Source organism: Phycisphaerae bacterium, assembly GCA_024102815.1.
In the GTDB taxonomy this organism is placed as follows: Bacteria; Planctomycetota; Phycisphaerae; order UBA1845; family UBA1845; genus JAGFJJ01.
In genome coordinates, this window is the sequence record JAGFJJ010000062.1 from 12,458 (window position 1) to 38,323 (window position 25,866).

At 63.1% G+C, this 25,866-nt stretch carries 23 protein-coding genes; 16 read left to right on the forward strand and 7 right to left on the reverse strand.

What is annotated here, in order from left to right:
* Positions 1 to 642 precede the first annotated feature (642 nt).
* A complete protein-coding gene (locus J5J06_15265) occupies positions 643 to 1,005 on the reverse strand; it encodes a hypothetical protein (protein ID MCO6438448.1) in 363 nt (120 codons plus the stop codon).
* A gap of 204 nt (positions 1,006 to 1,209) precedes the next feature.
* Here J5J06_15265 and J5J06_15270 point away from each other — a divergent pair, with 204 nt between their 5' ends.
* From J5J06_15270 to J5J06_15280, 3 genes are all read left to right on the forward strand, one after another.
* The gene (locus J5J06_15270; GenBank protein ID MCO6438449.1) at positions 1,210 to 1,737 is read left to right on the forward strand and encodes a 3-hydroxyanthranilate 3,4-dioxygenase; all 528 of its coding nucleotides are present in this window, start codon (positions 1,210 to 1,212) and stop codon (positions 1,735 to 1,737) included.
* A gap of 33 nt (positions 1,738 to 1,770) precedes the next feature.
* The gene (locus tag J5J06_15275; GenBank protein ID MCO6438450.1) at positions 1,771 to 2,784 is read left to right on the forward strand and encodes an amidohydrolase; all 1,014 of its coding nucleotides are present in this window, start codon (positions 1,771 to 1,773) and stop codon (positions 2,782 to 2,784) included.
* Between the two features lie 85 nt (positions 2,785 to 2,869).
* Positions 2,870 to 3,835: a glycosyltransferase family 9 protein gene (locus tag J5J06_15280; GenBank protein ID MCO6438451.1), complete on the forward strand. Its 966-nt coding sequence runs from the start codon at positions 2,870 to 2,872 to the stop codon at positions 3,833 to 3,835.
* A 169-nt stretch (positions 3,836 to 4,004) separates the two neighbouring features.
* Here J5J06_15280 and J5J06_15285 read toward each other — a convergent pair whose 3' ends face one another.
* The 5 genes from J5J06_15285 to J5J06_15305 all read right to left on the reverse strand — a co-directional run bounded on the left by J5J06_15285 (position 4,005) and on the right by J5J06_15305 (position 8,798).
* Positions 4,005 to 4,424, reverse strand: coding sequence for an SRPBCC domain-containing protein (locus J5J06_15285; GenBank protein MCO6438452.1), 420 nt, complete (start codon positions 4,422 to 4,424; stop codon positions 4,005 to 4,007).
* A gap of 9 nt (positions 4,425 to 4,433) precedes the next feature.
* Positions 4,434 to 5,750: an Eco57I restriction-modification methylase domain-containing protein gene (locus J5J06_15290; protein ID MCO6438453.1), complete on the reverse strand. Its 1,317-nt coding sequence runs from the start codon at positions 5,748 to 5,750 to the stop codon at positions 4,434 to 4,436.
* Between the two features lie 241 nt (positions 5,751 to 5,991).
* Entirely contained in the window at positions 5,992 to 6,942 is a 951-nt protein-coding gene (locus tag J5J06_15295; protein MCO6438454.1) for a XamI family restriction endonuclease, read from the reverse strand.
* Positions 6,943 to 6,997: 55 nt separating this feature from the next.
* Positions 6,998 to 8,434: an aldehyde dehydrogenase family protein gene (locus J5J06_15300; protein MCO6438455.1), complete on the reverse strand. Its 1,437-nt coding sequence runs from the start codon at positions 8,432 to 8,434 to the stop codon at positions 6,998 to 7,000.
* A gap of 34 nt (positions 8,435 to 8,468) precedes the next feature.
* Positions 8,469 to 8,798 carry a hypothetical protein gene (locus tag J5J06_15305; protein ID MCO6438456.1) on the reverse strand — a complete coding sequence of 110 codons (330 nt, stop codon included), beginning with the start codon at positions 8,796 to 8,798 and terminating at the stop codon, positions 8,469 to 8,471.
* A 146-nt stretch (positions 8,799 to 8,944) separates the two neighbouring features.
* On the opposite strand from J5J06_15305, the gene J5J06_15310 reads away from it, so the two are divergent.
* The 12 genes from J5J06_15310 (at position 8,945) to J5J06_15365 (ending at position 23,865) form a co-directional block, all read left to right on the forward strand.
* Entirely contained in the window at positions 8,945 to 9,850 is a 906-nt protein-coding gene (locus J5J06_15310) for a sugar kinase (GenBank protein MCO6438457.1), read from the forward strand.
* A 26-nt stretch (positions 9,851 to 9,876) separates the two neighbouring features.
* Positions 9,877 to 10,452, forward strand: coding sequence for an RNA 2',3'-cyclic phosphodiesterase (thpR, locus tag J5J06_15315; protein MCO6438458.1), 576 nt, complete (start codon positions 9,877 to 9,879; stop codon positions 10,450 to 10,452).
* An 8-nt stretch (positions 10,453 to 10,460) separates the two neighbouring features.
* Positions 10,461 to 11,609 (forward strand): recombinase RecA, encoded by a 1,149-nt coding sequence (gene recA / locus J5J06_15320; GenBank protein MCO6438459.1) that lies wholly within the window; start codon positions 10,461 to 10,463, stop codon positions 11,607 to 11,609.
* Between the two features lie 193 nt (positions 11,610 to 11,802).
* Positions 11,803 to 12,996, forward strand: coding sequence for a glycosyltransferase family 4 protein (locus tag J5J06_15325; protein ID MCO6438460.1), 1,194 nt, complete (start codon positions 11,803 to 11,805; stop codon positions 12,994 to 12,996).
* A 184-nt stretch (positions 12,997 to 13,180) separates the two neighbouring features.
* Complete coding sequence (locus tag J5J06_15330) at positions 13,181 to 16,711, forward strand: PD40 domain-containing protein (protein ID MCO6438461.1); 3,531 nt, start codon at positions 13,181 to 13,183, stop codon at positions 16,709 to 16,711.
* Positions 16,712 to 17,210: 499 nt separating this feature from the next.
* Positions 17,211 to 17,810 (forward strand): cytochrome c family protein, encoded by a 600-nt coding sequence (locus tag J5J06_15335; GenBank protein ID MCO6438462.1) that lies wholly within the window; start codon positions 17,211 to 17,213, stop codon positions 17,808 to 17,810.
* A gap of 410 nt (positions 17,811 to 18,220) precedes the next feature.
* Positions 18,221 to 19,630: a glycosyltransferase gene (locus tag J5J06_15340; GenBank protein ID MCO6438463.1), complete on the forward strand. Its 1,410-nt coding sequence runs from the start codon at positions 18,221 to 18,223 to the stop codon at positions 19,628 to 19,630.
* A 163-nt stretch (positions 19,631 to 19,793) separates the two neighbouring features.
* Positions 19,794 to 20,414, forward strand: a complete 621-nt coding sequence (locus tag J5J06_15345) for a sigma-70 family RNA polymerase sigma factor (GenBank protein MCO6438464.1) — start codon at positions 19,794 to 19,796, stop codon at positions 20,412 to 20,414.
* A complete protein-coding gene (locus tag J5J06_15350) occupies positions 20,411 to 20,668 on the forward strand; it encodes a zf-HC2 domain-containing protein (GenBank protein ID MCO6438465.1) in 258 nt (85 codons plus the stop codon). The genes J5J06_15345 and J5J06_15350 overlap by 4 nt, the downstream gene beginning before the upstream one ends.
* Before the next feature lie 241 nt (positions 20,669 to 20,909).
* A complete protein-coding gene (locus tag J5J06_15355) occupies positions 20,910 to 21,470 on the forward strand; it encodes a DinB family protein (GenBank protein MCO6438466.1) in 561 nt (186 codons plus the stop codon).
* The gene (locus tag J5J06_15360; GenBank protein ID MCO6438467.1) at positions 21,458 to 22,270 is read left to right on the forward strand and encodes an NRDE family protein; all 813 of its coding nucleotides are present in this window, start codon (positions 21,458 to 21,460) and stop codon (positions 22,268 to 22,270) included. The genes J5J06_15355 and J5J06_15360 overlap by 13 nt, the downstream gene beginning before the upstream one ends.
* On the forward strand, positions 22,267 to 23,865 hold the full coding sequence (locus J5J06_15365; protein MCO6438468.1) for a VTT domain-containing protein: 1,599 nt from the start codon (positions 22,267 to 22,269) through the stop codon (positions 23,863 to 23,865). The genes J5J06_15360 and J5J06_15365 overlap by 4 nt, the downstream gene beginning before the upstream one ends.
* Before the next feature lie 131 nt (positions 23,866 to 23,996).
* On the opposite strand, the gene J5J06_15370 is transcribed toward J5J06_15365, so the two are convergent.
* Positions 23,997 to 25,151 carry a PilT/PilU family type 4a pilus ATPase gene (locus J5J06_15370; protein ID MCO6438469.1) on the reverse strand — a complete coding sequence of 385 codons (1,155 nt, stop codon included), beginning with the start codon at positions 25,149 to 25,151 and terminating at the stop codon, positions 23,997 to 23,999.
* A gap of 42 nt (positions 25,152 to 25,193) precedes the next feature.
* Between J5J06_15370 and J5J06_15375 the strand changes: the two genes are divergently transcribed.
* Positions 25,194 to 25,829, forward strand: a complete 636-nt coding sequence (locus J5J06_15375) for a GNAT family N-acetyltransferase (GenBank protein MCO6438470.1) — start codon at positions 25,194 to 25,196, stop codon at positions 25,827 to 25,829.
* Positions 25,830 to 25,866: the final 37 nt, after the last annotated feature.

The window sequence follows — 25,866 nt, forward strand, 5'->3', positions numbered from 1 at the left end:
TCCGCATTGGACCCCCAAAGAAGACGGTACTGCTTGATCTTGCGGCAGCCCCGAGTTCCCCAGCAACTTTCAGGCCACGTCGACACCCCGACACGACCCGCCGTGACGCTCACCTGCAAAATGCCGCGACATCGCCCCTAACGCCGCGGCGCGTACATCCGCGACGGTCCGAAGCGGGGGACCTCGCGTACCCGGCAGGCAAGGCCGGCAACACATCATCGTATCGATCCGAGGATCGACAAACAAGCCCTTTTGGGCAATCTTGGTAGACTCGCCGCCCCGGACCAGGAGGTCCAAGGCATGAGAAAGATCGCCCCCCTTTACTCAGTTCCCCAAATAGAACAAACTGCCCGGCAAGTCCGCTCTCGATGCGGATTCCGCCGAATCGTCCCCAGCGGTTCGATCGCCCACCGACGCCGACGCAAAAAGGAGTTGGCTGCGGCTGGCGACCGCCCGCGCGGATAGACGCCGGTTCCCCAACCGGCCGTTATCACACGTTCATCTTATGACCGGCGCGCCTCGCAAGTAAAGCGGGTCTCGTGGGCAAAAAATCGATGGGGCCGTCCCCCGGTGGAAAGCGGGATTCGCGTGCAGCGTCCGAAAAGCCGGGAGCGCGGAGGTCCGGGGTGCGTTTTGTCGGCCTCAGTCGGCAATTTCGAGCACGTCTTCAACTTCGACGATGGTCCCGATCTGACAACTGGCCTCCAAATCGGAGCGTGTGGCGAGTTGGAGACGGGAAGTCGTACCCGGCGTGGTGATTCGGTCGAACGTTTCATTCTCCAGGCGGGCGTCCTGAAAGAGGTAGTAGGTCACGCCGTTCTCACCGATCCAAACGAGGCAGGGTTGTCCGGTGGGGTCATCGACCACGGCCGACGTGCCCCTCATGATAAAGGACGTGCCCACGGGCAGGAGCGAGAAGCTGTCGGGAACGTTGACGTCCACGCAACCGGCCAGGGCAACCCCGACCAGCAGGACGATCCCCGCCCCTACCGATGCGCCGCGCATGTTCGGACTCCCGTCGAGGATTGGATTCCCAGAAGATTCCCGCGGTTCGGTCCGTGCCCGGGCTTTCATTGGGGGACCGCGCCTGTCTCAACCGCGCATTAGGCGCCGGGCGCCGGCAATGTCAATAGGTTTGACGCGTCTGCGCCGCGACCGCTACACTCCGCTTGCAGGCCGGTTACGAACGAGAAAACCGAGGAGAACGCCATGTCCACCCAAGCCCCCATCAACCTGAAGAGCTGGATTGAGGAGCACCGCCACCTGCTCAAACCCCCCGTCGGCAACCAGCAGGTGTACGAGGATCGCGACTTCATCATCATGATCGTGGGTGGTCCCAACGTGCGGAAGGACTACCACGTCAATCCCACGGAGGAGTTCTTCTACCAGATCGAAGGCGACATCACCGTCCGGATCATCGAGGGCGGCAAGCGCCGCGACGTGCCCATCCGGGAAGGCGAAATCTTCCTGCTCCCTCCGAACATCCCCCACTCGCCGCAGCGCCCCGCGGGCACGGTGGGAATGGTGGTCGAGCGGCGCCGCCCCGAGGGACACAACGACCACCTGCGGTATTACTGCGAGAAGTGCGACACGATCCTGTACGACCCGGAATTCTACCTGACCAACATCGTCAAGCAGCTCAAGCCGCTGATGGAGGGCTTCTGGGCGGACGAGTCGCTGCGGACCTGCAAGAAGTGCGGCACGGTAATGCAGCCGCCGGCGCCGGTCGGGGCATGATTTTCGCTCCGAGATGACCATGATCGCCACCTGATGAAGATCGACCTGCACACGCACATCCTCCCGCCGGACTGGCCCAATCTTCGGGAGCGCTACGGCTACGGCGGCTGGGTACGCCTCGAACACGTCGATTCCTGCCGGGCGCAGATGTGGATCGACGACCGCCGGTTTCGTGACATCCACGAGAACTGCTGGTCGCCCGCGGCGCGGATCAGCGACTGCGACGCCACGGGTGTCTCCGTACAGGTGCTTTCCACCGTGCCGGTGATGTTCAGCTACTGGGCCAAGCCGCAGGACACGGCCGACCTCGCCAAGTTGCTCAACGACCACATCGCGGGTGTCGTCCGCGAATTCCCGAAGCGTTTCATCGGGCTGGGCACGCTTCCGCTGCAAGACTCCCGGCTTTCCATCCGCGAGCTCGAGCGCTGCGTGAAGGAACTGCACTTCCCCGGCGTGCAGATCGGCACGCACGTCAACGGTTCGAATCTCAATGAACCCGAAATCGTGGAAGTGCTCGAAGCGGCGGAGGCACTTGGGGCGAGCATATTCGTGCACCCGTGGGACGTGCTGGCCAACGACCGCATGAACCGCTACTGGCTGAGCTGGCTGGTGGGCATGCCCGCGGAGACGGCCATCGCCCTGTCGTCGCTGATCTTCGGCGGGGTGCTGGAGAAGCTGCCCAGGTTGCGGATCGGCTTCGCCCACGGCGGGGGGTCGTTTCCCGGGATTCTCGGGCGCATTCAGCACGGGTTCGACTGCCGGCCGGACCTGTGCGCCGTGGACAACCCTCGCGGGCCGCGCGAATACCTCGGCCGGTTCTATGTCGACTCGCTCACCCACGACGCCGACATGCTGCGGCACCTGATCAATCTGGTCAGTGCGGAGCGCGTCGCCCTCGGCTCGGATTACCCCTTCCCGCTCGGTGAAGCGGAGCCGGGCAAGCTGATCGAATCGATGGACGACCTCTCGTCGCCGGTGAAGGACCGGCTGCTGTGGGGCACGGCGCTGGAGTTTCTGAATCTGTCAGCGAAGCAGTTTGCGAGTTGATCGGCGCGCACACGCGGCACATGCCAACGGATGTGCCCCTTCAGGCCTTTCAGCCTGCCGAGGCGCATGCCCACGAGGCGTGGGCATGGCACACAGCGTCGAGGCGATGAACCCTTCCTCAATACTCATTCTTCACGGCGGGGCACTCGGCGACTTTGTGCTCGCCGTTCACTTCGCGGCCGCGCTGAGAGAGCATTGGAACGTGCAGCATGTCGCGATGTGGGCGCGGTCCGGGCTGCTGGTCTGGATGGAGGGTGTGCACCCGATCGACGAGGTGGCCCGCCTCGGCGTTTTGACCCCTTTTTTGTATCGCGATGACGAGCGCAGCGTGTCGGAGCGGCGCCGGGCGATCTCGCGCTTCGAAGCCATCGTCAGCCTGTTCGGCGGCGCTGCCGAGCCCGTGGTCAGGCCGCTGGCCCGAGCCTGCCGCGGAAACATCTACGGGATTGACCCTCGCCCAAGAACCGATGGTCCCCTGGCCGGGAAGCACATCACGGAGCAGTGGCTGCACCAAGTCGGAATTGAATCGGCGGGTACCGCGCCGACCTCCGCACTGTGCGACATTGATACCGAAACTCGGCAAGGGTGGTTCGTGAACCTGCGGCGTCGACTGCGGCTGGGCGAGTCACGGCCCGTCGCCCTGTGTCATCCAGGAAGTGGGTCGCTGAAAAAGTGCATCCGCATCGAGCAATGGAAGGTCCTGATCGCCGCATTGCGCGAGTGCGACTTCGATGTGGCGTGGATGATCGGCCCAGACGAGCGCGAGCGGATGCCAACATCGTGGCACCGGGAGCTGGCGTCGGCCGCACCGGTGCTCTACGAGGAAGAGCTTCCCGCCGCGGCGGAACTTGTCGCGGGATGCGACCTGTACATCGGCCTTGACGCGGGCATGACGCATGTGGCCGCGATGACGGGGGTGAAGACGGTCGCCCTTTTCGGTCCGACCGACCCGAACGTGTGGCGTCCGCTGGGTCGCGACGTGCGTGTCGTACGATTTTCGGAGAAGAATCGCGACGAAGACCTTGCCTATCGGGTGATGGTGGCCGTGTGAGGGATGCGGAATCAGGCGGAAGCCACGGAGCGACGGAGGTACGAAGCGACGGAGGGGAAGAAGGCCTCGTTGGGGAGTGCGAACCGCACGCCCTGCCGAGTACACCAACTACGTCCTGGATTCCGGCTTTCGCCGGAATGACGAAACGGGGGCGGCAAGCTCTACGTCGTCACCCGTCGAAGGGCGTGCCCCGGCCGGTCTCGCAGTAGGCCTTGAGGCTGTTCATGTAGTGGGCCCAATGCGTGTTGCAGTTGGCGTAGAAGTCGGTGACCTCGCGCCAGTCGTCGTGGCCGAAGCGGAGCAGCGTCTTGTCGTTCTGGTCCTGCAGGTCGAAGAAGAAACGCGTGCCGACCCATTCCTTGTCCCCTTGCAGGCATTCCCACTCGACGCGGCGATCGGCCTCCAGCCGGGTGAGCCTCATCTTGTTGTGGTAGTGATCGCCGAATTTGAATTCGAGAATCGCCCCGACACGGGCCTCGGCCACATTCTCCCGCGTCCACCACCCGGCGAGGCCCTCGTGCGTGGTCACGGCGCGAAAGACGACCTCGGGCGGAGCGTCGATGGTCAGAAGATGGCGAATGTGGGGCAAGGGATACCCCTAGTCGAATAACGCAAGTTGCCGATGTTCACACAATTCCGGTACGACTTGCCGTAGCGCAGGGACGGGAACCGAGGCGAGCTCGCGAGGCTCAAGTTTGTGTAATGACCCGCCGTATACCCGGCCTTGACCAATCAGCAAATCGCCGGAGACTTTTTGTAGGCATTCAAATACCTGTCTCAGTACTCCCGGCTCCTTTTCAATACAAGCACTGAGGGCCACTTTAGGATATAGAAGCAAGTAGACATTCGCTGCCGTCGCATCCGAGTCGTTCCAAATGAACCGAACGGGCGGCCGTCCTGATCGCGATCGCCCCATGTACGTGCAGAGGATCTTCGCGGCCGGCCTGTTTTCCTGGGAGTACCACGGGGTTCTGCGACTAGCGAGGTATCCGACGCTGACTCCCTCGCGCGCGCCTTGCTCGAGGTATTCCCAGAATTCTGGATAGGTACCACGGACCTCTTGCGGGGTGAGTTTCGAGTCTATCAGTACAAGCTGCCGAGGGAGATCAGGAAAGCCGTCGCAAGATCTGGCAATGACTCGACTCGTAAGTTCACGGGGACTGGGAAGTATCGGGCGGACGGCCTCGTCAGGAATGCCTTTGGATCGCGCCACTTCGCGCGGCATGATGAAGAACCGATTCGATCCAGTTGCCAATCCTCGCTTGATGTCAAACAAGTCACCCAGGCGTAGGTCATCAGGATTGTGGTCCTGACGGGGACGAAAGTAACTTGCCCATTTTGATCCAGGGTCAAGCTGCCCAACTGTCACTCGCAAAGATTCCCCCGGAAGCGCGAGACTCCCTCCGTGGGTGAACTCGACAACGTGGCATAGCGACGGCTGCTTGCGCCGAAACAAGACGACACAAGAAGAAACCAGCGCGTCATCAAACTGGACATCATCAGCGTGAAACCGGTGCACGCGAAGGAGCTGCACTCGCCTGGCCAGGTATTCCCGGAGTGCTCGCCCATAATTGACGTCAAGAAACTCGGCGGGTATCAGCCAGCAGCCGAGTCCTCCCTCAGTCATCCAAGCATCTGCCATCAGGATGAAGTAGACGTAGAGCCCAGCCAAGCCGCTTACGCGTAGCCCGACGCGATCTTGCACGGCCGTTTGGAGTCGCCGTTTGTCATCGGTCGAAAGATGGTGGTGCCTGACATAAGGCGGATTCGTCACTACGAGATCGAAGGGCGGCGTGCTCGCCGGGTCCGCTCGCAAGAAGTCTCCAGTGTGAACATCCAAATCGTGTTCTCGCCACAGGGAATGCGAGACGGCAGCCAACTGCTGATCGACCTCGAATCCGGCGGCGTATTCCAAGCATGTGTTCTCGCAACAATGCAGGAAAGCCGAATAGAACGCTCCCGTGCCGAGCGCGGGCTCCAGGAACCTTCGGATCGGGCCTGATACTCGCGGACATATAAAGGACATGATCTCCTGGGCAAGTCGTGTCGGCGTAGCGTATTGGCCGCGCTGATTCCGGAGGCGAAGTTCTCTCCCTGAATCGAACGCCGTCTGCTCCTGAAGGCGGAGATCCTCTTGTTGAGCGACCGTACTCACGCTACAGCCCCAGTTGATCCAGGTCTTCTATGCGATGCTCCCATATCCAATCAATTCCCTCAGCAGCTTCATACCCAAGATAGCCGCTGTCAAAATACCCGCAAAGAAACAGAAGGTATTGAACGTTATCGCCGTAGGTTTCGCGCAATTGGCGAATCTTGGTTGCCTCTTCCTTGCGACGTTTGTTGACGTTGGTAAAGTCCCCCGCAGACTTCGCTTCGATCAGGACGGGTAATCGTCCATTTGAGGCTTCATGCGGTTGGAACACGAAATCCACAGGAATGTTGACAGTACGAGCAGTGCCAGCGCGAACGGTTACGCGAAATCCGAACGTCCCCGATTTCATTGCGGTGATCGGCGCGGCGGGAGCGGGTTGGACGTGACTATATTGCTTCGCCGTCAAATAGCTGGCAAGTCGGTCAAGCTGACGTTTTTCCTGGGCGTTGCGGATAATGGGGTCTGAGACCGCTCCGCAGAGGCGGTCAGCGATAATCGTAGCAGCGCGCGACCGTTGAGTCGGATTCGCCGTCGTGCGTCTCTCCAGCCAGACCGCCACATCCTGGTCAATCATTCGGGTTATGGTCTGGCAAATCCGTGCCGCGTGGTCACGCCGCTCATCCTCTTTCATTCGGAGCGGTATGCGGCCGGACTCCAGTGCCTGGACGAAAGACTTGGATGTGTAAGCGAGGCCCACGAGGCGATCTCGAGCAAGCGGTGGACAGGTCGCCATGCGCAATACCTGCAAGATTGAAGGTGCCTCCAGGATAGTCGTTGAACGAATCGTTGTCAGATCGCCCGTCCGGCGAAACGCCTTTCGCACGTCCCGCACGGCTCCTCGTCTGCTGTCGCGATACGCCTGCGGCGCGAACTTCAAGAACCAATCGTTGAACATGTCAACGGAAGCGGCAATGTCTGCCTTCCAACGATGGGGCTTGTCCAAGTTAATAGCCATGTTCTCGCCAGAAACGCCGGGGTCGCCCGGTTTTTGCCGTTCCCAATTCCGGCTACTATAACCGCCCCACCTTATTCATCACCAGCATCTTGATTTCCGTCATGTCCTCCATGGCGAAGCGGACGCCCTCCCGGCCCAGGCCGGAGTCCTTGATCCCGCCGTAGGGCATGTTGTCCACGCGGAAGCTGGGCACGTCGTTGATCACCACGCCGCCCACGTCGAGCTCGTTGTAGGCGTACCAGGCGCGGTCGATGTTCTTGGTGAAGACACCCGCCTGGAGTCCGTAGACGCTGTCATCGACCACGCGGCAGGCCTCGGCGAAGCTGGTGAAGGGCTCGAGCGTGGCGGCCGGGCCGAAGACCTCCACGCAACTGATCTTCGCGTCGCGGGGGACGCTTTCCAAGAGCGTCGCCTCGTAGAACAGGCCGTGACGCTTGCCGCCGCAAATGACCTTGGCCCCGCGCTTCTTCGCCTCATCCACCCACTCTTCCATGCGCTTGGCGTCGCCTTCGGAGATCATCGGGCCGATGAACGTGTCCTCCTCCTGCGGGTCGCCCATTTTCAGCTTGGCGCAGCGATCTTTCAGCAGGCCGGCGAGACGCGGGTAAACGCTTTCGTGGGCGAGGATGCGCTGCACGCTGATGCAGCTCTGGCCACTCTGGTAGAAGGCGCCGAGGATGATGCGCTCGGCCGCGAAGTCGATGTCGGCGTCTTGGTCAACGATGCAGGCCGCGTTGCCGCCGAGTTCAAGGACGACCTTCTTCTTGCCGGCCTTGGCCTTGAGTTCCCAGCCGACGTCGGGCGAGCCGGTGAAGCTGAGCAGCTTGAGGCGTTCGTCAGTGGTGAATAGGTCGGCCCCTTCGCGCGAGCACGGAAGGATCGAGAACGCACCGGGCGGCAGGTCCGTCTCGGCCAGGATCTCACCGAGGATGATGGCGCCGATCGGTGTCCAGCTCGCGGGCTTGAGAATGAATGGGCAGCCCACGGCGATGGCCGGGGCAACCTTGTGGGCCACGAGGTTGAGGGGGAAGTTGAACGGCGAGATGAAGCTGCACGGACCGATGGGGAAGCGCTTCCACAATCCCTCGTAGCCCTCGACGCGGGCGCTGATGTCCAGCGTCATCACCTCGCCGCCCATGCGCACGGACTCCTCGGCCGCGACCCGGAACGTATCGGCCAGACGGGCCACCTCGCCTCGGGCGTCGCGGATGGGCTTGCCCGCTTCGATGCAGAGCGCTCGTGCGAGTTCGTCCTTGCGCTCCTCGACGCGCTTGACCACATGATTGAGCACGGCCTGGCGATGGTACGCGGGCAACTTGCGCATACGCGGGAAGGCCTCGACCGCCGCGGCGATGGCCGTGTCGATGGTTTTGGCGTCAGCCTTGGCCACCCGCGTGGCGACTTCGTTGGTGTACTTGTTGCGGACTTCGAGGTCGGTATTGGCCTGGACGGGCTTGTTGGCGAGGTAGTAGGGATAATTCTTGTTGAGCATGATGAGGATCCTTGAATAACGAGGCTGGCTTCGTTCACGCCGGCTCGGCGTCACGCGTGTACAAGAACCAGCGCTTCTTCGGGCTGCCGGTCTTGGGCGTCTGGCGAACGAAGTAGACTTCCCACGTCGAGCCGTCGTCCATGAGGAGCTTATAACGGTGCTGGCGGAGGTAAAGCTGGCCCTGGGCCGTGCTGCCCTCGCGCGAGGAGTGCTTCCACGCCTGGAGGACGCGCGTGATGGCGTAGTCACGATCGCGCCAGGAAAAGCCGGCGGGCAGGCCCGGTTCGCCGCGCCCCATGGCCGATGCGTCGAACGTGCCCGCAAAGGGCATGATGGCCTCGCTGATCAGTTCGGGCGTGGACATGGTAATCCGGCCGGAGCCGCCGATCCGCAATCCGACGTCCCTGAACCGCCTTCCGGGACGATCCGAACATTTTACGAACATTTTGCTTGCGGTCCAGAGGAACACGGATTATCATGCCAGAGGATCCAGAAAAAGGGAGGTACGGCGTGTCGTTACTGGTCACCGGCAGTTTGGGCATTGATAACATCATTTCCCCGCACGGAGAGGCGGAAAACGTCCTCGGCGGCACCGCCGTGAACTTCGCCCTCGCGGCGGCGTTTTACGGCCCGGTGCGCCTGGTGGGCGTCGTGGGGGGAGATTTTCCACCCGCGTTTCGCCGCGTTCTGGAAGAGCGGCGCATCGACCTTTCCGGCCTGGAGGTCCGCGAGCAGAGCCGCACGTTCCGGTGGACGGGGAAGTATACCGGGGACATGAACGAGGCCGAGACGGTGGACGTACATCTCAACGTCCTCGCCGAAGCCGCGCCCAAGGTACCCGCGCCTTTCGTGGACAGCGACTACGCGTTCCTTGCGGCGACCCATCCGACTTCGCAGCGCGAGTTGCTCGGCCAGCTCACCGGTCCCCGCCTTGTCGTCTGCGACACCATGAACCTGTGGATCAAGACCGAGCGGGATTCGCTGATCGAGACGCTTCGCCGGGTCCACGGCGTCATTCTCAACGACGGCGAGGCGCGCATGCTGACGGAGAAGATGAATCTGCTTCTGGCGGCGGACACCATTCTGGAGCTCGGGCCGCGCTTCGTCATTATCAAGAAGGGCGAGCACGGGGCCCTGCTGGTCACGCGGGAACAGGCGGTGGGCCTGCCCGCGTACCCGGCGCGCGTGGTGCGTGATCCCACCGGCGCAGGCGACAGCTTCGCCGGCGGATTCATGGGGTATCTGGCGCATGCCGGAATGGAGAACCTGGGGAGTCTCAAGCGGGCCATCGTTCGCGGCACGGTGGCATCGTCGTTCCAGATCGAGGATTTCTCCACGCGGCGGACCGAGCGCCTGAAGCGCGAGGAGATTGACGCCCGCGTGGATGAATACGTGCGGATGTTGCGTATCGACTGAGTCGTTTCGAGCCGGGTCGTTGGTGCATGCGCCTTTTTGTAGCCATTGAATTGACATCGGCCGTGCGGCAGCGACTGGCCGCGCTGCAAGGTCGAATGAAGCGGGACTGGAGCATGGTTCGCTGGACGCCGGCGGAGCAACTTCACGTGACCGTGAAATTCCTGGGAGACGTCCCCGACGCCGACGTGCCGAAGGTCTGTACGGCATTGGAGCGAACCGCCCAGGGCATGGAGTCCTTTTCAGCGACCTTTGAAACGACCGGATGCTTCCCGCCGCGCGGACCGGTTCGCATTGTCTGGGCGGGCGCGAACGACGAAACGGGCGAATTCCAGGCCTGCGCCGGGTGCGTGGAATCGGAAATGGAAGTCTTGGGATTCCCGCGCGAGGATCGCCCATTCACGCCGCACGTGACCATCGGCCGGGTGAAGGACGATTCATCCGGCGGGCGGCTTCGAAGCGCCGTCGACGCTGCGACGCTCGAGCCGGTGGCGCAGTCGATTGATACGCTCACATTGATGTCTTCCGTGCTTTCGCCCAAGGGACCAACTTACGCCATTGTCAGCCGCGCCGCTCTCGGAGGCGGGCGCCAAGATCCAACGTGAGAACGAATATGAAGACCGCGATCAGTGAGGAAGTTCAGGCACGCCGAGAAGAAGCCCTCGGCCGGGCGCTCAAGCAAATCGAGCAGGCCTTCGGCAAGGGCGCCATCATGCAGCTCGACAAGATGGACGCCGAGGTGGAAGGCGTGCCCACGGGAGCGTTGTCGCTCGATCTGGCGTTGGGCGGGCGCGGGCTGCCTCGCGGGCGCATCATCGAGATGTTCGGACCCGAGTCGTCGGGCAAGACGACGCTTGCCCTGCACGTTGCGGCCAGCGCTCAGCGTCTGGGCGGCATCGCCGCGGTGGTCGACGCCGAGCATGCCCTCAACCCCGGTTGGGCGAAGAAGTGCGGCGTCAACCTGGAGAAGCTGCTCGTCAGCCAGCCGGAGTCTGGCGAGGAGGCGCTGGAGATCACCGAGATGCTCGTACGCAGCGGCTCGGTGGACGTGATCGTGGTGGACTCCGTGGCGGCGCTGATCCCCAAGGCCGAGATCGAGGGCGACATGGGCGACGCGCACGTTGCGCTCCAGGCGCGGCTTATGAGTCAGGCGTTGCGCAAGCTCACCGCGGCGATCGGCAAGTCGAAGACCATTGTCATCTTCATCAACCAGTTGCGGACCAACATCGGCGTGATGTTCGGCAACCCGGAGACGACGCCCGGAGGCCGGGCGCTGAAGTTCTACTCCTCCGTCCGGCTGGACATCCGCCGCATCGCCTCCATCAAGGAGGGTGACGTGGCCATGGGCAACCGCGTCCGGGCGAAGGTGGTCAAGAACAAGGTGGCGGCACCGTTCCGCGAGGCGGAGTTCGACATCATGTTCGACGGCGGCATCAGTCGCGAGGGTGACCTGATCGATCTGGCCATCGTCGACGGCATCGTGAGCAAGAGCGGCGCCTGGTTCGGATACAAGGACATCCGCCTCGGACAAGGACGCGAGAACGCCAAGCAGTTCCTCTTGGACAACCGCGACCTGTTTGAGGAGATCCACGCGGCCGTGGTCGCCAAGCGCCAAGTGCCGCCTGCCGGAGCCAAGGGTGCCGCGTCCGACGACAAATCGGCGACGAAAGAAGCGCCCGTGGCCAAGGTCACGGCATCCGCATCTGCGGCCAAGGAAACCGCCGGCAAGAATACGGCGGCGCTGAAACGCAAGAGGGCGTAAGAGAGAGGGTCAGGACATCCCGATGCATGTGCGCGGCGCGCCGCCGCAGGCGGTGTCCTCGGCCGCCAGACCGCCTTACGTTCAAGTCATCCCCGATATTATCCGACCTACCCAGCGAGAAGCGGGCACAGGCGCCCTTCGCGCGTGCTGAGAAGCGCCGGCTGAAACCGCTCTCTCAATGCTGGAAACGGGCATGTCAACATCTTCACCAGGCCGATCGCGAACGATTCTCGTCGTCGGCCCCGATCCTGAGTGCTCCACCGGCGGGATGGCCACGGTCGTTCGGCAGATGCTGGAGCTCGACTTCGGCGACGCCTACCGCTGCGTCCTTTATCCCACGACTGCCTCGACTCGCCGCGAGACCATTGTCGGACGGCTGAGGCGACACCTGGGGGCCCTTTCGGACTTTCGAAACACGCTGCGGACCTTGCGTCCCGCGATCGTCCACCTGCACACGTGCAGCGGCTTCTCCTTTCACCGCACGGCCTTCGATCTTCGCGCCGCGCACCGAATGGGGATCCCGACTGCTTTGCACGTGCACGGCGCGGCCTTCGATTCCTATGCTCGTTCCGCCGGGCCGGTCGGCCGCATGATGATCCGCCGGGCGCTTACCGCCGCGACGCGGGTTATCGCACTCTCGAAATCCTGGATGGCGGAGTTGCAACGGCTCGCCCCGCAAGCGCGCGTCGTCGCCATAGAGAACGCCGTTGCCGAGCACCGACCGGCGTTGCCTCGGCCGCAGAATGAGTCAGCGTCTTGTCGATTCCTGCTGCTTGCGCGCATGGATCTCTGGAAGGGCGTGGACGACCTGCTCAGTGCGGCTTACGAGCTTCGCGGCGCGGGTCGCGAATTCGAACTCGTGCTTGCGGGTCCGGAAGGCACCGCCGGCGATGTGGCCGTACTCCAACGCAAGATTGCCCATCTCGGCCTGAGTGGCTGCGTTCGCTACGTCGGGACGGTTGCCGGCGATCGTAAAGCCGATCTGCTCGAGTGGGCCGATGTGTACGTGCAACCCAGTCATCACGAGGGGCTGCCCGTTGCAGTTCTCGAAGCGCTGGCGGCGGGACGGCCGGTGATCGCGACGCGCGTGGGCGCGCTGCCGGAAGTGTTCGAAGACGGACGCAACGGATTGCTGATCGAGCCGCATCGACCCCGGCAACTGGCCGCTGCCATGCGCCGCCTCCTTGAAGACGTCGAATTTCGAAATGCCCTCGGTCAGGCCGGACGCAAACTGGCCCGACATCGATTCGGTCTTGCCCGCCTCGCGGCACAGCTTTCGGCTCTCTACGACGAAGTGCTCGAAGTGCCGGCGAAAACGTGTCCATCCGGCGTCGTGCCGGCTCCTCGTGGCGCGGAGCGTATGCTTGCGACGCCCGCATCCGCTTGAGTCGTCGGCGCCGGGCTTCAGCAATCGACACGCTTCGACAAGAAGCAACAAGGGATTCAACCGGTCTTCCCGTTAGATTGGAGGACGCCGATTTTGCGAACGGGGGAACCGAGGGCATTCAAGCCGCCCAGGTGTATCGCTGCGGGCGCGGCACCGGCAGCCCATGCAACGAAGGGAAACGAGAATGAAAATTCGAACTGATGTCGTTAACACGGCCCCAACGGGCGCGCCGAGTGGATTTCATCGCGCTTGCCGTGGACTACTTTCCATGGTCGTGGCCGCCTTGTGCGTCGCGGCAACCGCCCCGGCGCGGGCCCAGTCCGATTCCGACGGATTCCAGCCGCACGGCGGCATGATGCGCTTCCCGGATGTCAGCGCGTCACAGATCGTGTTCGTGTATGGAAACGACCTGTGGCTCGTCCCGCGCGAGGGGGGAACCGCCGAACCGCTCGCGAGTCCGCCAGGATTGGAAGTCTTTCCGCGCTTCAGCCCCGACGGAAAGACCATTGCCTTCACGGGCAATTACGAGGGTGATCAGGATATCTACACGATTCCGGTGGATGGCGGCATCGCGCGGCGGGTGACCCACCACGCGGCCACCGAAATCGTCTACGACTGGTCCCCCACCGGCGAGATCATCTTTTACTCCAACGGGCAGGCGGGCCTGCCGCGGATGATGCAGTTGTTTACCGTCCCTCCCGAGGGCGGACTTCCGGCCAGGCTCCCCGTTCCGTACGGCGCGAACGGGACCATCAGCCCGGACGGCAAGTGGCTGGCCTACACGCCGCACACGCGCGACAACCGAACGTGGAAGCGCTATCGCGGCGGCATGGCCACGGATATCTGGCTGTTTCACCTGATGAACCACACGTCGAAGAAGATCACGGACTGGGAGGGAACGGACTCGCAGCCCATGTGGCACGGCAAGACGCTCTACTACATATCCGACGACGGCCCGCATCCGCGGCTGAACATCTGGGCCTATGACACGGTCTCCGGTCAGCGCGAACAGATTACGGACTTCGCCGACTACGACGTGAAATGGCCTGCGGTCGGCCCCGGCGGCGACGGCAAGGGCGAGATCGTTTTTCAGCACGGTCCCGACCTGATGCTGCTCGATCTGGGCACGCGGCAGACGCGGAAGGTGGAGGTGACCATTCCCGGCGATCGTCCTACCGTGCGCGAGCAGCTCGTCGATGCGGATGACTTCGTGCAGAGCGCCAGCATCTCGCCCACCGGCAAGCGCGCGTTGATTGAAGCCCGGGGCGATATCTGGTCGCTGCCCGCCAAGCACGGCTCGCCGCGCCAGCTCACGAGGACGTCCGGCGTGGCCGAGCGCGATCCTGCATGGAGTCCGGACGGGAAGTGGATGGCCTGGTTCTCGGATGAAACCGGGGAGTACGAGGTCTACCTGAATGCGGCGGACGGGAAGGGTGAGCCGCGCAAGATTTCCAACGGTCAGGGCCCCTACTACTACAACCCGACGTGGTCGCCCGACTCCAAGTTCCTGGCATTCCAGGACAAGACGGGAGCGATGTACCTGCACGATCTGGAAAAGAACGAAACGCGGCATTTCGACGACGAGCCATTCGCCGCGGCGCCGCGCCTGAGCTGGTCGTCCGACGCGCGCTGGATTGCCTATCCCAAGGGCGGGGACAATCTCCAGTCGGCCATCTGGATCTACGACGTCGGCGCCGACGAGAAGCATCAGGTTACCTCCGGCATGTTCAACGATACCTGGCCCACCTTCGACCGGAAGGGTGACTATCTGGCGTTCGCCAGCAATCGCGATTTCAGCAGTCCCCAATATGAAGACGTGGGAACGACGTTCGTCTATACGGAGACCGATCGGCTGTTCGTGGTTCCGCTTCGCGCCAAGGTGGGTTCGCCCTGGGCGCCCAAGAGCGACGAAGAAGTGATCAAGGGCGACGGCAAGAAGGACGCCGAGAAGAAAGACGAGGGCGAGGACGAATCGAAGGAAAACGGCAAGGAGGCCGGCGACAAGGAAAGCGACGAGCCGAAGGATCGCATGCTGGTGGAAGACGAGGGCGAGGAGAAAGGCCCCCATGCCACAAAAATGAGGGGCGAGAAGGCCGGCGAAGATGAGGGCAGCGATGCCAAGGGCACATCGGATAAGGACGGCGCTGTCGAGATCGAGCTGGATGGATTCGAGCAGCGCGCCCTGCCGCTCCCCGTCGACCGCGGCGCGTTCTACAACCTCGCCTTCAATCACAAGGGCGATCTGCTCTACATGCGGCGCGGCAACCGTCTTCAGGATGAGAAGAACGTTCTGCACATCTTCGATCTCAAGGACGAGGACAAGAAGGAAAACACGGTCATCGAGGACGTATTCGGGTTCGATATATCCGCCGATGGCAAGAAGCTGCTGGTGCGCAAACGCGGCACGATGGCCATCATCGACGCCGCCAAGGGCCAGAAGCTCACCGACCGCCTCCCACTGGGCGACATGAACGCCCGGGTTAATCCCCGCGAGGAATGGAAGCAGATGTTCCGCGAGGCCTGGCGGATCGAGCGTGACTTCTTCTACGCGCCGAATATGCACGGTGTGGACTGGCAGGCCGTGTACGACCAATACCTGCCCATGCTGGACGATTGCGTCTCGCGCGAGGACGTTGACTACGCGCTGGGGGAGATGATCGCGGAGCTCAACGTGGGGCACGCCTACGTGCGCGGCGGCGGAGACTATGAAGAAACGCCCAACGTGAACGTGGGCATGCTCGGCTGCGACTTCGAGTTCGCTGACGGTGCGTACCGCATCAGCCGCATCATCGAGGGCGGGCCCTGGGACTATGATGCCCGCGGACCGCTTTCTGAGCCCGGGGTTGACGTCAAAGTCGGTGATTACCTCCTCGAGGTAAATGGCGTCCCCGTCGATCCGACACGTGATCCGTGGGCGGCGTTTCAGGGCCTGGCAGGCAAGACCGTCACGCTCACGGTCAGCAGCAAGCCCACGCTGGACGACGACGCCCGCAAGGTCGTGGTCGACCTCCTCCGATCCGAAGGCGACCTTCGCTACCGCGCCTGGATCGAGGCGAACCGAGCCTACGTTGCGCAAAAGAGCGACGGCCGTATCGGCTATATCTATGTTCCGAATACGGGCGTTGACGGGCAGAACAATTTATTCCGCCAGTTCTATGGACAGCGTGATCGTGATGCATTGATTATCGACGAGCGCTGGAACGGCGGCGGTCAGATTCCCACGCGTTTCGTCGAACTGCTCGATCGCCCGCTGGTGAACTTCTGGGCGCGTCGCGACGGCAAGGACACGCCGTGGCCTCCGGACGCGCACCATGGGCCCAAGTGCATGCTCATCAACGGATTGGCGGGCTCGGGGGGAGACTATTTCCCATTCTATTTCCGGCATCGCGGCGTGGGCAAGCTGATCGGCACGCGAACGTGGGGAGGCCTGGTGGGCATCTCCGGAAATCCCGTGCTGATCGACGGCGGGCGCGTCACGGCTCCACGCTTCGCCTTCTACGAGCTGGACGGCACGTGGGGTATTGAGGGGCACGGCGTCGATCCCGACATTGAAGTGATCGACGATCCGGCCAAGATGGTGGGCGGAGGCGATCCCCAGCTCGATGCGGCGATCGAATATCTGCTCGGGGAGTTGAAGCGCAATCCGCCGTTGAAGGTCAAGCGCCCGCCGTTCCCGGATCGCAGCGGAATGGGCATCAGGGAAAGCGACAAGTGACGGCTACGGGAGAAACCGCTCCATAAATTCGAATTGACTCGTTATTAAGGCGCACGGGGACGGACGGATTTGTTTCTCATTTCTGAGAAACTCCTGTCCGTCCTCAGTGCGCCTTTCCGCTCAAGTGCCGCCACTTGGCAATCCACCGATATTCCCCGGATATTCCCTGTTATCGAATCGTCGCATCTCTTGCCAACCAGGAACACCTATTTTACCAGAATTTCCCGCGATGCACCTGCTCGGGCAGAATCCGGAACGCGCTTTGCCTAGATAAACATGAGAGCGGGCAAGTGCGCGGGCCGACGTTGCAGCTTGGTTTCGCGCGCATAGCATGGATACCTGATTCAGACGAAATGCCGCCAGGGGCGTGCCTTGTGCGGCTGGTTGTATGGATCGTGATCGCGCAAGCGAGTCAGGGGCTACATCGATGAAGAAGTTTCATGTCATCCTGTTGATGGTTGCGTTCGTAGGTCTGGTTGGCGTGGCGACCCAGTGGGCCATGGTGGCTCCGGCGGTTGCGGACCCGCAAGTCGGGGTAGCGGCGAGCGAGGTGGCGCTGGTTCTCCCGACCCTGGGTGAGGACGCCAAGTTCCTGGGCTCCAAGGACTGCAAGAAGTGCCACATCAAGGAGTTCAAGAGCTGGGAGGACACCGCCCACGCGAAGGCGTTCGAGACGCTCAAGCCCAATCAGCATGCCGAGGCCAAATCGGCGGCCAACCTCGACCCGTCGAAGGATTACACACAGGATGCCAAGTGTGTCGCCTGTCATACCGTGGGCTTCGGCAAGCCCGGCGGATTCGAGATGTTCGCGGCGGACAACGCCGACAAGGCCAAGGAGATGGAGAATCTGATGGGCGTGGGCTGCGAATCCTGCCACGGCGCCGGCGGCGCGTACATCGGTTTCCACGAGGAATTGAAGAAGAGCAAGGCCGAGTACACCGACGCCGAGATGATGGCCAAGGGCTTGGTCAAGCCGGACGCCAACACCTGCACCGAATGCCACAATGACAAGAGCCCGACATTCAAGGGATTCAACTATGAAGAGTCCAAGGCCAAGGGCGTTCATGAGGCCTTCCCGCTGAAGCAGCGCAAGGAGTAAGCGCGCTTGCCGATAACTTGAATGCCGGCGGCAGATTCAGATCGGCCGGTCTTCGCGAGGGAGCCAAACGGCTCCCTCGTTTTTTTGTCGAAAGCTCATCCAGACCACCGAGCGTGCTCCTATAATCCGTGGCTCCACCGGGCCGGAGCAGCACAGTCGAATCTGCAGCGTGATGGGGGCTACACCCGATCCGCTTCAGCAATTCCGGTGAGAGCGGACAACGTGAAAATCACCGGCTCGTCCGCCTCGTGGGGTTCGTAAGCTACAAGAGTGGTTGATGCCGCATTCGGGCCCGGGAGCCCGCCTGGTCGCACCGCCGGCTGGACAGGTTCAGTTTCAGCACCGCGTTTTCGTTGTTCAAAGGTTCACCATCGCGCCGCCGACGTGAAGAGCCTGAAGAGGAGCAGGACATGCAAGAGGTCGCGACGCAACCCGTCGAATTGAAACTTCTCAAGGATGCCATCGGCACTGCGTACTTCGACGCATTCTTGTCCAAAGTCGATTCCCTGCGCCGAGCCATCGGCGATCGGACCGTCTGGCACATCAACTCCACGCCCCAGGGCGGCGGTGTGGCGGAAATGCTCCTGCCCATGATGGGGTACGCGCAGTCTCTGGGCCTGAAGTTCCGCTGGCTTGTCCTCGAGGGCGACACGCACTTCTTCGAAGTAACCAAGCGCATTCACAACAACCTGCATGGTGTTGCGGGGGACGGTGGTCCGCTCGGAGACGACGAACGTCGCGCTTACGAAGCGACGCAAGCCCGCGCGGCCGACGGCCTGGCCCGGTTCGTCAAGCCCGGCGATGTCGTCATCTGCCACGATCCGCAGACGACCGGTCTGGTTCCGCACGCCCACCGCCTCGATGCCTCCGTCGTGTGGCGGTCGCACATCGGATTCGACGGCCGCAACGAGCACACCGAGCAGGCGTGGACGTTTCTGGCGCCCTACCTGCAAGGGGCCAAGCGGTTCATTTTCACGCGCGACAGCTACGTGCCGCCGCAGATCGACCGGTCCCGCGTGACCATCGTTCCCCCGTCCATCGATCCGACCAGCATGAAGAATCGCCCGATGGGCTCCGACCACTGCCGGGCCATTCTCGTCGCGGCCGGTATCCTCGAGGGACCGCTGGAGGACGCGCCGCCGCGCTTCCGCCGGACCGACGGGAGCTGGTCATCCATCGAGCGGGCCGCGGACGTCATTCATCTCGGCCGGGCACCGCGCGCTGATCGCCGTCTCGTGGTGCAGGTATCGCGGTGGGACCGTCTGAAAGACCCCACCGGCGTACTTCGCGGGTTTGCCGACTACCTTGCCCGCGATCACAGCTCGCTGGTTTTGGCAGGCCCGAACGTGTCGGGCGTCGCGGACGACCCCGAAGGCGGTCGCGTGCTCGACGAAGTCTTCGTTGCCTGGCGCAATCTGCCGCACGAAGCGCGGCGCCACGTGCACATTGCCTGCCTGCCCATGGCCGACCGCGAGGAGAACGCCGCCATCGTAAACGCCCTTCAACGGCATGCGACGGTGCTCATTCAAAAGAGCCTTTGCGAAGGATTCGGACTGACGGTCACCGAGGCGATGTGGAAGGAAAAGCCCGTCATTGCCAGCGCCGTCGGCGGGATCCAGGATCAGATCGAGGATGGGGTCCACGGGCTGCTTCTGCCCGACCCGAGCGACCTGGAGGCCTTCGCAACAGCCATTGCCCGGGTTCTCGACGACAGCGACCTCGCCGCGCGGCTGGCGCGAAACGCCCGCGAGCGCGTGACCGAGCGATTCCTCATGACCCGGCACGTCCTTCAGTACCTGGAGCTCGTGGCGGGGCTCTGAGCGATCCGCGACGACGCCTGCCGGAACATCGGGCATCCTCTCGACTCGGCATGTTCCGGGTGGGGCCGGCGCCGCTTGCACTGTTTCCTCCCGCCGACCAGAATTGAACGGATGTGCGCCGGCCGAAAGGGGCCGGGCGGTCCTCTGTCCGTTTGGATTCGGGATGACGTCGGGAAAAAACAGTCGCGCATCCGGGCAGGCTGACGAGCAGGCTGAAAATCGGCTGCTCGAGCGCCTGCGCGAGGGTGATCCCGTCGCGGCCGATGAGTTCGTCCGCGCGAACATCCAACGTGCCTTGGCCGTCGCCGGACGGTTTCTCCCTGATGAGACCGACGCCTTTGACGCCGTGCAGGACGCTTTCGTATCGGCTCTCAAGGCCGTTCCCGATTTTCAGGGATCATCGCGGCTTTCCACCTGGCTTCACCGCATCGTGGTCAACGCCGCATTGATGAAGCTCCGCAAGAAAAAGCGCCTCCGGGAGCGGAGCCTGGAAGACCTGCTTCCCCGGTTCGTCGAAGACGGCCATCGGTCCAACACGCAACCTGCGTGGCGCGGCACGCCGGAGCAGCTCCTGCGTGCGAGCGAATTCCGCACCAAAGTCCATGAAAAAATCGCCGAGCTTCCCGAAAGTTACCGTAACGTGCTGATTCTGAGGGACATCCAAGGATTGAGCACGGCCGAGACGGCACTGCACCTGGACGACTCGGAGGAGGCGGTGAAGACACGGCTGCATCGGGCGCGGCAGGCGCTGCGCAAGCTATTTGAGGAGGAACTCTCCGCGTGAGCGAATTGACGTGCCGAGAGCTGATCGATTTCCTCGACGACTACTTCGCGGGCGCACTGGCCCGTGAACAAAGGGAGATTTTCGATCGTCATCTGGCCTTCTGCCCCGACTGCGTGGCCTACCTGAAGACTTATGCGGACACCGTGGAACTCGTGCGGAAATCCTGCGATGAATGCCCGGAGCAGTCGGCATCAAGCGACGTACCGGAGGACCTGATACAGGCCATACTGTCGGCCACGCGGCGCCCGTCCTAGCCCGAGCACCGGGGCGATGGATTCCCTGAACAAACCAATTTTTGCGGCGATCCACGCCTGGCCGGCTGCCCTCCGGGGCGAAACCCCTGTCAGGAATATCCCGCAACGACGACCGAATGGAAGGCATCTTACCGTCGAGGGTTGCTCCTGATACCATCCGCCGCCCATCGCGGCGGAAGACGACGGCTTTCGGGGGCGCATGGGTGAATTCGACGGAATTGATCAAAGGGGAAATCCATCCGTGATGGCAACGACGAATCGGAACGGGGTCAATGCCGCCGTCGTGCCGGACATTGCGACGGCCGTCGACGGCGTGCTCGCCCAACTGGATGACTTGCTGTCGGAGCTGACGGACGCCGACTACACCTCGCCTCCTGCCCGAGTGAAGTCCGGAAGCGTGGGCGAACACATCCGCCACAATCTCGATCACATTCGCGCGTTGCTGGACGGCCTGGTCCGCGGATCCGTGGACTACGACGCGCGCGAGCGCGGCACCGACATCGAATGCAGCCGGGACGCCGCGCGCCAGGAAATCGCTCGTTTGCGGAAACAGCTCGCCGATGCCTCGCCTCGGCCAGACTGCGCCGTTCGTGTACGGAGTACGATCCGTTCTGACGGACAGACCGCAGATACGTCGAGCACCTTCGGCCGCGAGCTTCTCTTCGTGTTCAGCCACACCGTCCACCACAACGCCATGATCGCGCTGCTGGTCGCCTACCGGGGGATCGAGGTCCCCGCAAGATTCGGCTACGCCCCCGCGACGCTGCACCACCTGCAACGGTCGGCAACATGTGCACGCTGACCATATTGGCCCCGCAGCAGGTCGGGGGTCGACGGGGCGCGGCGGATGACGTCCAAGCAACGGATGTCACCCTGCGCATCGCGTTCAATCGCGACGAAAGCCGAAGACGGCCGGCCGGACTCCCCCCGCGAATGCGCCGCTACGGCGATCGCTCGGCCATCATGCCCATTGATCCCGTTTCCGACGGTACCTGGATTGCCGTGAACGACCGCGGTCTGTGCCTGGTGCTGCTGAATGCCTACGACGCGGACCCGAAAGCGGCGGAGGCGGATTGGGCATCAGGGTCGGATCCCCAGCCCAAGGCCAGTCGGGGAACGATCATCCCGCGGTTAATGCACCACGCGACTGCGGTATCGGCTTTCGAGGAGGGAGAGGGATTGTCGCCCGGCGAATTCCCACCGTTTCGATTGCTGCTGATCGACGAGAATTCCGTGGGTCAGGTTCGTTCCAATGGACTCGCCCTCGAGTCAATTCTGGAGAGCGTCGAACGCTCGCCGATCATGTATACTTCCTCAGGACTGGGTGATGCCGTCGTGGACCTGCCGCGACGCGAGCTGTTCGTAACATGCTTCCGCGCCGGGAGGAATCCGGCCGATGCCCAGGACGAGTTTCACCGCCACCGCTGGCAGGACAGGCCGCATCTCAGCGTGGACATGGAGCGTCCCGATGCGCGCACCGTAAGCCGGACGGTCGTCGAAATTAGCAGGAGGGAAATCCGGATGCGCTACGAGTCAATCGCACCGGATGGCGCATCCGAACACTATACGCAGACACTGCCCCGGTCGTTTGCTACCGCATGAACCTGCTCGCCATCATCCTGGGCACATTCTTCTCCGAAGATCTCACGTGCATTCACGTGGGACTGCTTATTCAGGCGGGGAAACTTGACGTCTTCACGGGGCTGCTGGGCTGCTACATCGGCATCCTCGCGGGGGACTTCGGTCTGTGGTTTCTGGGTCGAACCGGGCGCCACTTCGCCGGGCGCTGGTCCTGGCTGGCGCGGCGGATGCCCCATGACTGGGCGGATCGCCCGCGGGCGCTCTTCGAGGGCTACGACTGGGCGACGGTTTTCGCGGCGCGCTTCTTCCCCGGGGCGCGAATGCCCGTGTACCTCGCCGCCGGTGCCTTGGGCCGCAAGGCGCATCGATTCCTGCTCGTCGCCGCTGCGGCCGCCCTGATCTGGACGCCGCTATTGGTCGGAGGAGTAGCCCTGGTCGGCGAGCGGCTTGTCGCTCCCCTCGAGCGTTTCTTCAAGGTCGGTTGGGTGGCGGTGGTCGTCGCGGCGCTCATGCTTTTTCTCGGCGTCCGCCTTCTGACGCTTCTGGCAACGGAGAGCGGGCGACTTCGCCTCTGGGTCCGAATCTCGCGCATTTACCGGTGGGAGTTCTGGCCGACCTGGTTGTTCTATATACCGCTACTCCCCTGGCTGGCGTGGCTTGCGATACGCCATCGCGGGTTGACCGTCTTCACGTCGGCGAACCCGGCCATGCCGCACGGCGGCATCGTCGGCGAATCGAAATGGGACATTCTCCGGCGACTTCCCCCGGAGTGGATCGTCCCCACAGCCCTGATTACCACCGGCCCCCCTGGCGAGCGCGCGGCCGAGGTTGCCGGCGAAATGGAAAAACATGGGTGGACATTCCCCATGATTCTCAAACCCGACGTCGGCGAGCGCGGCGCGGGATTGAAGCAGCTGCATTCGCTTGCAGAAGCGGAAGCGTACTTCGCAAAGGTCGAAGGGCCCGTGCTTCTCCAATGCTACCACCCGGGGCCGTTCGAAGCCGGTATCTTTTATTACCGAATGCCCGGTAACGCGCGCGGGCGCATCTTCTCCATCACCGACAAGGTATTCCCGCAATTGACCGGAAACGGTCACTCCACGGCACGGGATCTGATCTGGCATGATTCCCGACTGCGCATGCAGGCACGCACGTTTCTCGCCCGACTGGACGGACAAGCCGACCGCGTGCTTGCCGACGGAGAGCAACTCACTCTGGCGGTCTCCGGCAACCACTGCCAGGGAACGCTGTTCCGTGACGGTTCTCACCTGATCACACCGGAACTCGAGGATGCAATTGACGGAATCGCCCGGCAAGTGGAAGGCTTCTACATCGGACGATTCGACGTGCGCTATGGCAACGTGAAGGCGCTTCGCGCGGGCCAAGGCTTTCAGATCGTGGAACTCAACGGGGCGAGTTCCGAGTCAACCAACGTGTACGATCCTTCGTGGCCCATCCACCGCGCGTACGGGGTCCTGGCCCGGCAATGGGCGCTGCTCTATGCGATCGGCGCCCGAAACCGCGACCAAGGCCACGCGCCGACACCCGCCCGTAAGCTCTGGAGCGAAGTTCGCCGCTACTACCGCCACCGCCACGTGCCGACCCTGGCGGACTAGCGCAGTCTCATCCCGATCGTAGCGAGCCGCTGGTTTCAGCCTGCGTCGTAGGATTAGCCTGCCTCATCGAAGCGAAGGTCCGCGCGAACTGAAGTTCGCGGCTCGCCACATTCTCATTCCGAATTCAGCATTCAGGCACCGCCCAGGGTGTCGGGATCCTTGGCAAAGCGGCGGGCGGTCGGCAGCGCAACTTTCCCCGCCAGAACCAGCCGGCGAAGGTCCTCGTCGAGCGTGATCATGCCGTCGCGCTTGCCGGTTTGAATCGACGACTCGATGGATTCGATCTTGCCGAACTTGATCGCGATGCGTACCGGATCGTTCACGTGCAGCACCTCCAAGGCAAGGGACCGCTTGTCGCCCGGCAGCGCCGAGGGCAGCAGGTGCTGACTCACCACGCTCCGCAGGCTCAGGCTGAGCTGCGTGCGGACGTCCTCCTGCGCGTCGTGCGGGAAGAGATCAACGATGCGCGTGATGGCGCCCTTGGCGTCCTTGGTGTGCAGCGTGGTGAGAATCAGGTGGCCCGTCTCGGCCGCGCTGAGCGCCATGCGCGCCGTCTCCGGATCGCGAATCTCGCCGATGAGCACGACGTCGGGATCCTGCCGCAGGCCGTACTTGAGCCCGTCATAGAACGAGTCCACGTCCCGGCCCACTTCGCGCTGCGTAATGATCGTCGATCCGATCGGACAGTGGACGTACTCGATGGGTTCCTCGACGGTGATGACCCGCGAGCCGCCCTGCTGGTTCAACAGGTGAACCAGCGCCGCCAGCGTGGTGGATTTTCCCGATCCGGTGACCCCGGTGATGACCACCAGCCCGTTGCGATGGGCAACGAGCTTCTCCGCCAGCGGCTTTGGGAAACCCATCCATTCGAAGGTCGGAATCTCTTCGGGAACATGCCGCAGGCAGATGCACCAATCCCCCCGGGCGAGAAAGGCATTGGCCCGGAAGCGAACCGTGCGACGCTCGTGCTCGAACGCCACGGAGCAATCGAAGTTCTTCTGCTCGCCGCGGCGCATGCGTTCCCGCATCGGCGGCGGGAGCACGGCCGCGACCATCGCCCCGACCTCCTCCGCGGCCAGCGCCTGCGGTCCCGCCGGTTCGAGCCGGCCGTGTACGCGATACGTCGGCGGAAATCCGGGGACGAAATGCACGTCCGACGCCTGACGATCCACGGCGGCATGGAGAATGGCCAGCGCCGAGGAGGGCGTTCCGGGCCCGAGCTGATCGACCGTCGAATGACGTGATTCCGGAAGCCCGTTTCCAGCAGTTTGGTTGTCGCGATTCATAACCCGATTATACCCGCGCCCGGTGATCTTGACGCAGTTTGCATGACCGCCCGCAAAACCGTGCTTACAATCTCCCCCATGGCACCGGACGCTCAGCCTTGCCCCGGGAACCACCTGTCGCTGCCGCGAACGCTCACTTTTCGCGACGGACGGAGCGCCATCATCCGCCAGGTCGTCGAGGCCGACGCCGGGCGCGTGCTCGAAGTGCTCCCCCAGGGACACCGCGAAACGGAGTTCCTCGCCTACATGCCCGGGGAATTTGATTGGACGGTCGAGCAGGAGCGCGAGTTCATTCGCGTCCGCGCTGAACTTCAAGACGGCATACTGATTGGCGCGGAGGTGGGCGGGCGCCTGGTCGCCCTGGCCGGAGCGGAGCGATCGCCGCGCCGCCGCTATCGCCATCACGCCGAACTGGGCATGACCGTGCTTCGTGATTACTGGGGGCTGGGCATCGGCCAGGCATTGATGGACGGCATCGTCGCGTGGGCGTGCGATCGCCGCCTTCGCAAGCTCTATCTGCGCGTCTTTGCGGACAACGCGCGGGCGCATCGCCTGTATGTTCGATGCGGGTTCGTGGAAGAAGGCCGGCTCCGTGACGACGGCATGCGCTCCGACGGGACGCTGGTGGACACGATCGTCATGGCCCGATTCTTCGAGTTCCCCGACGGGCGGGAATAGATCGAGTCGATGTCGCACGGATCAAGAGCAGTGGCAC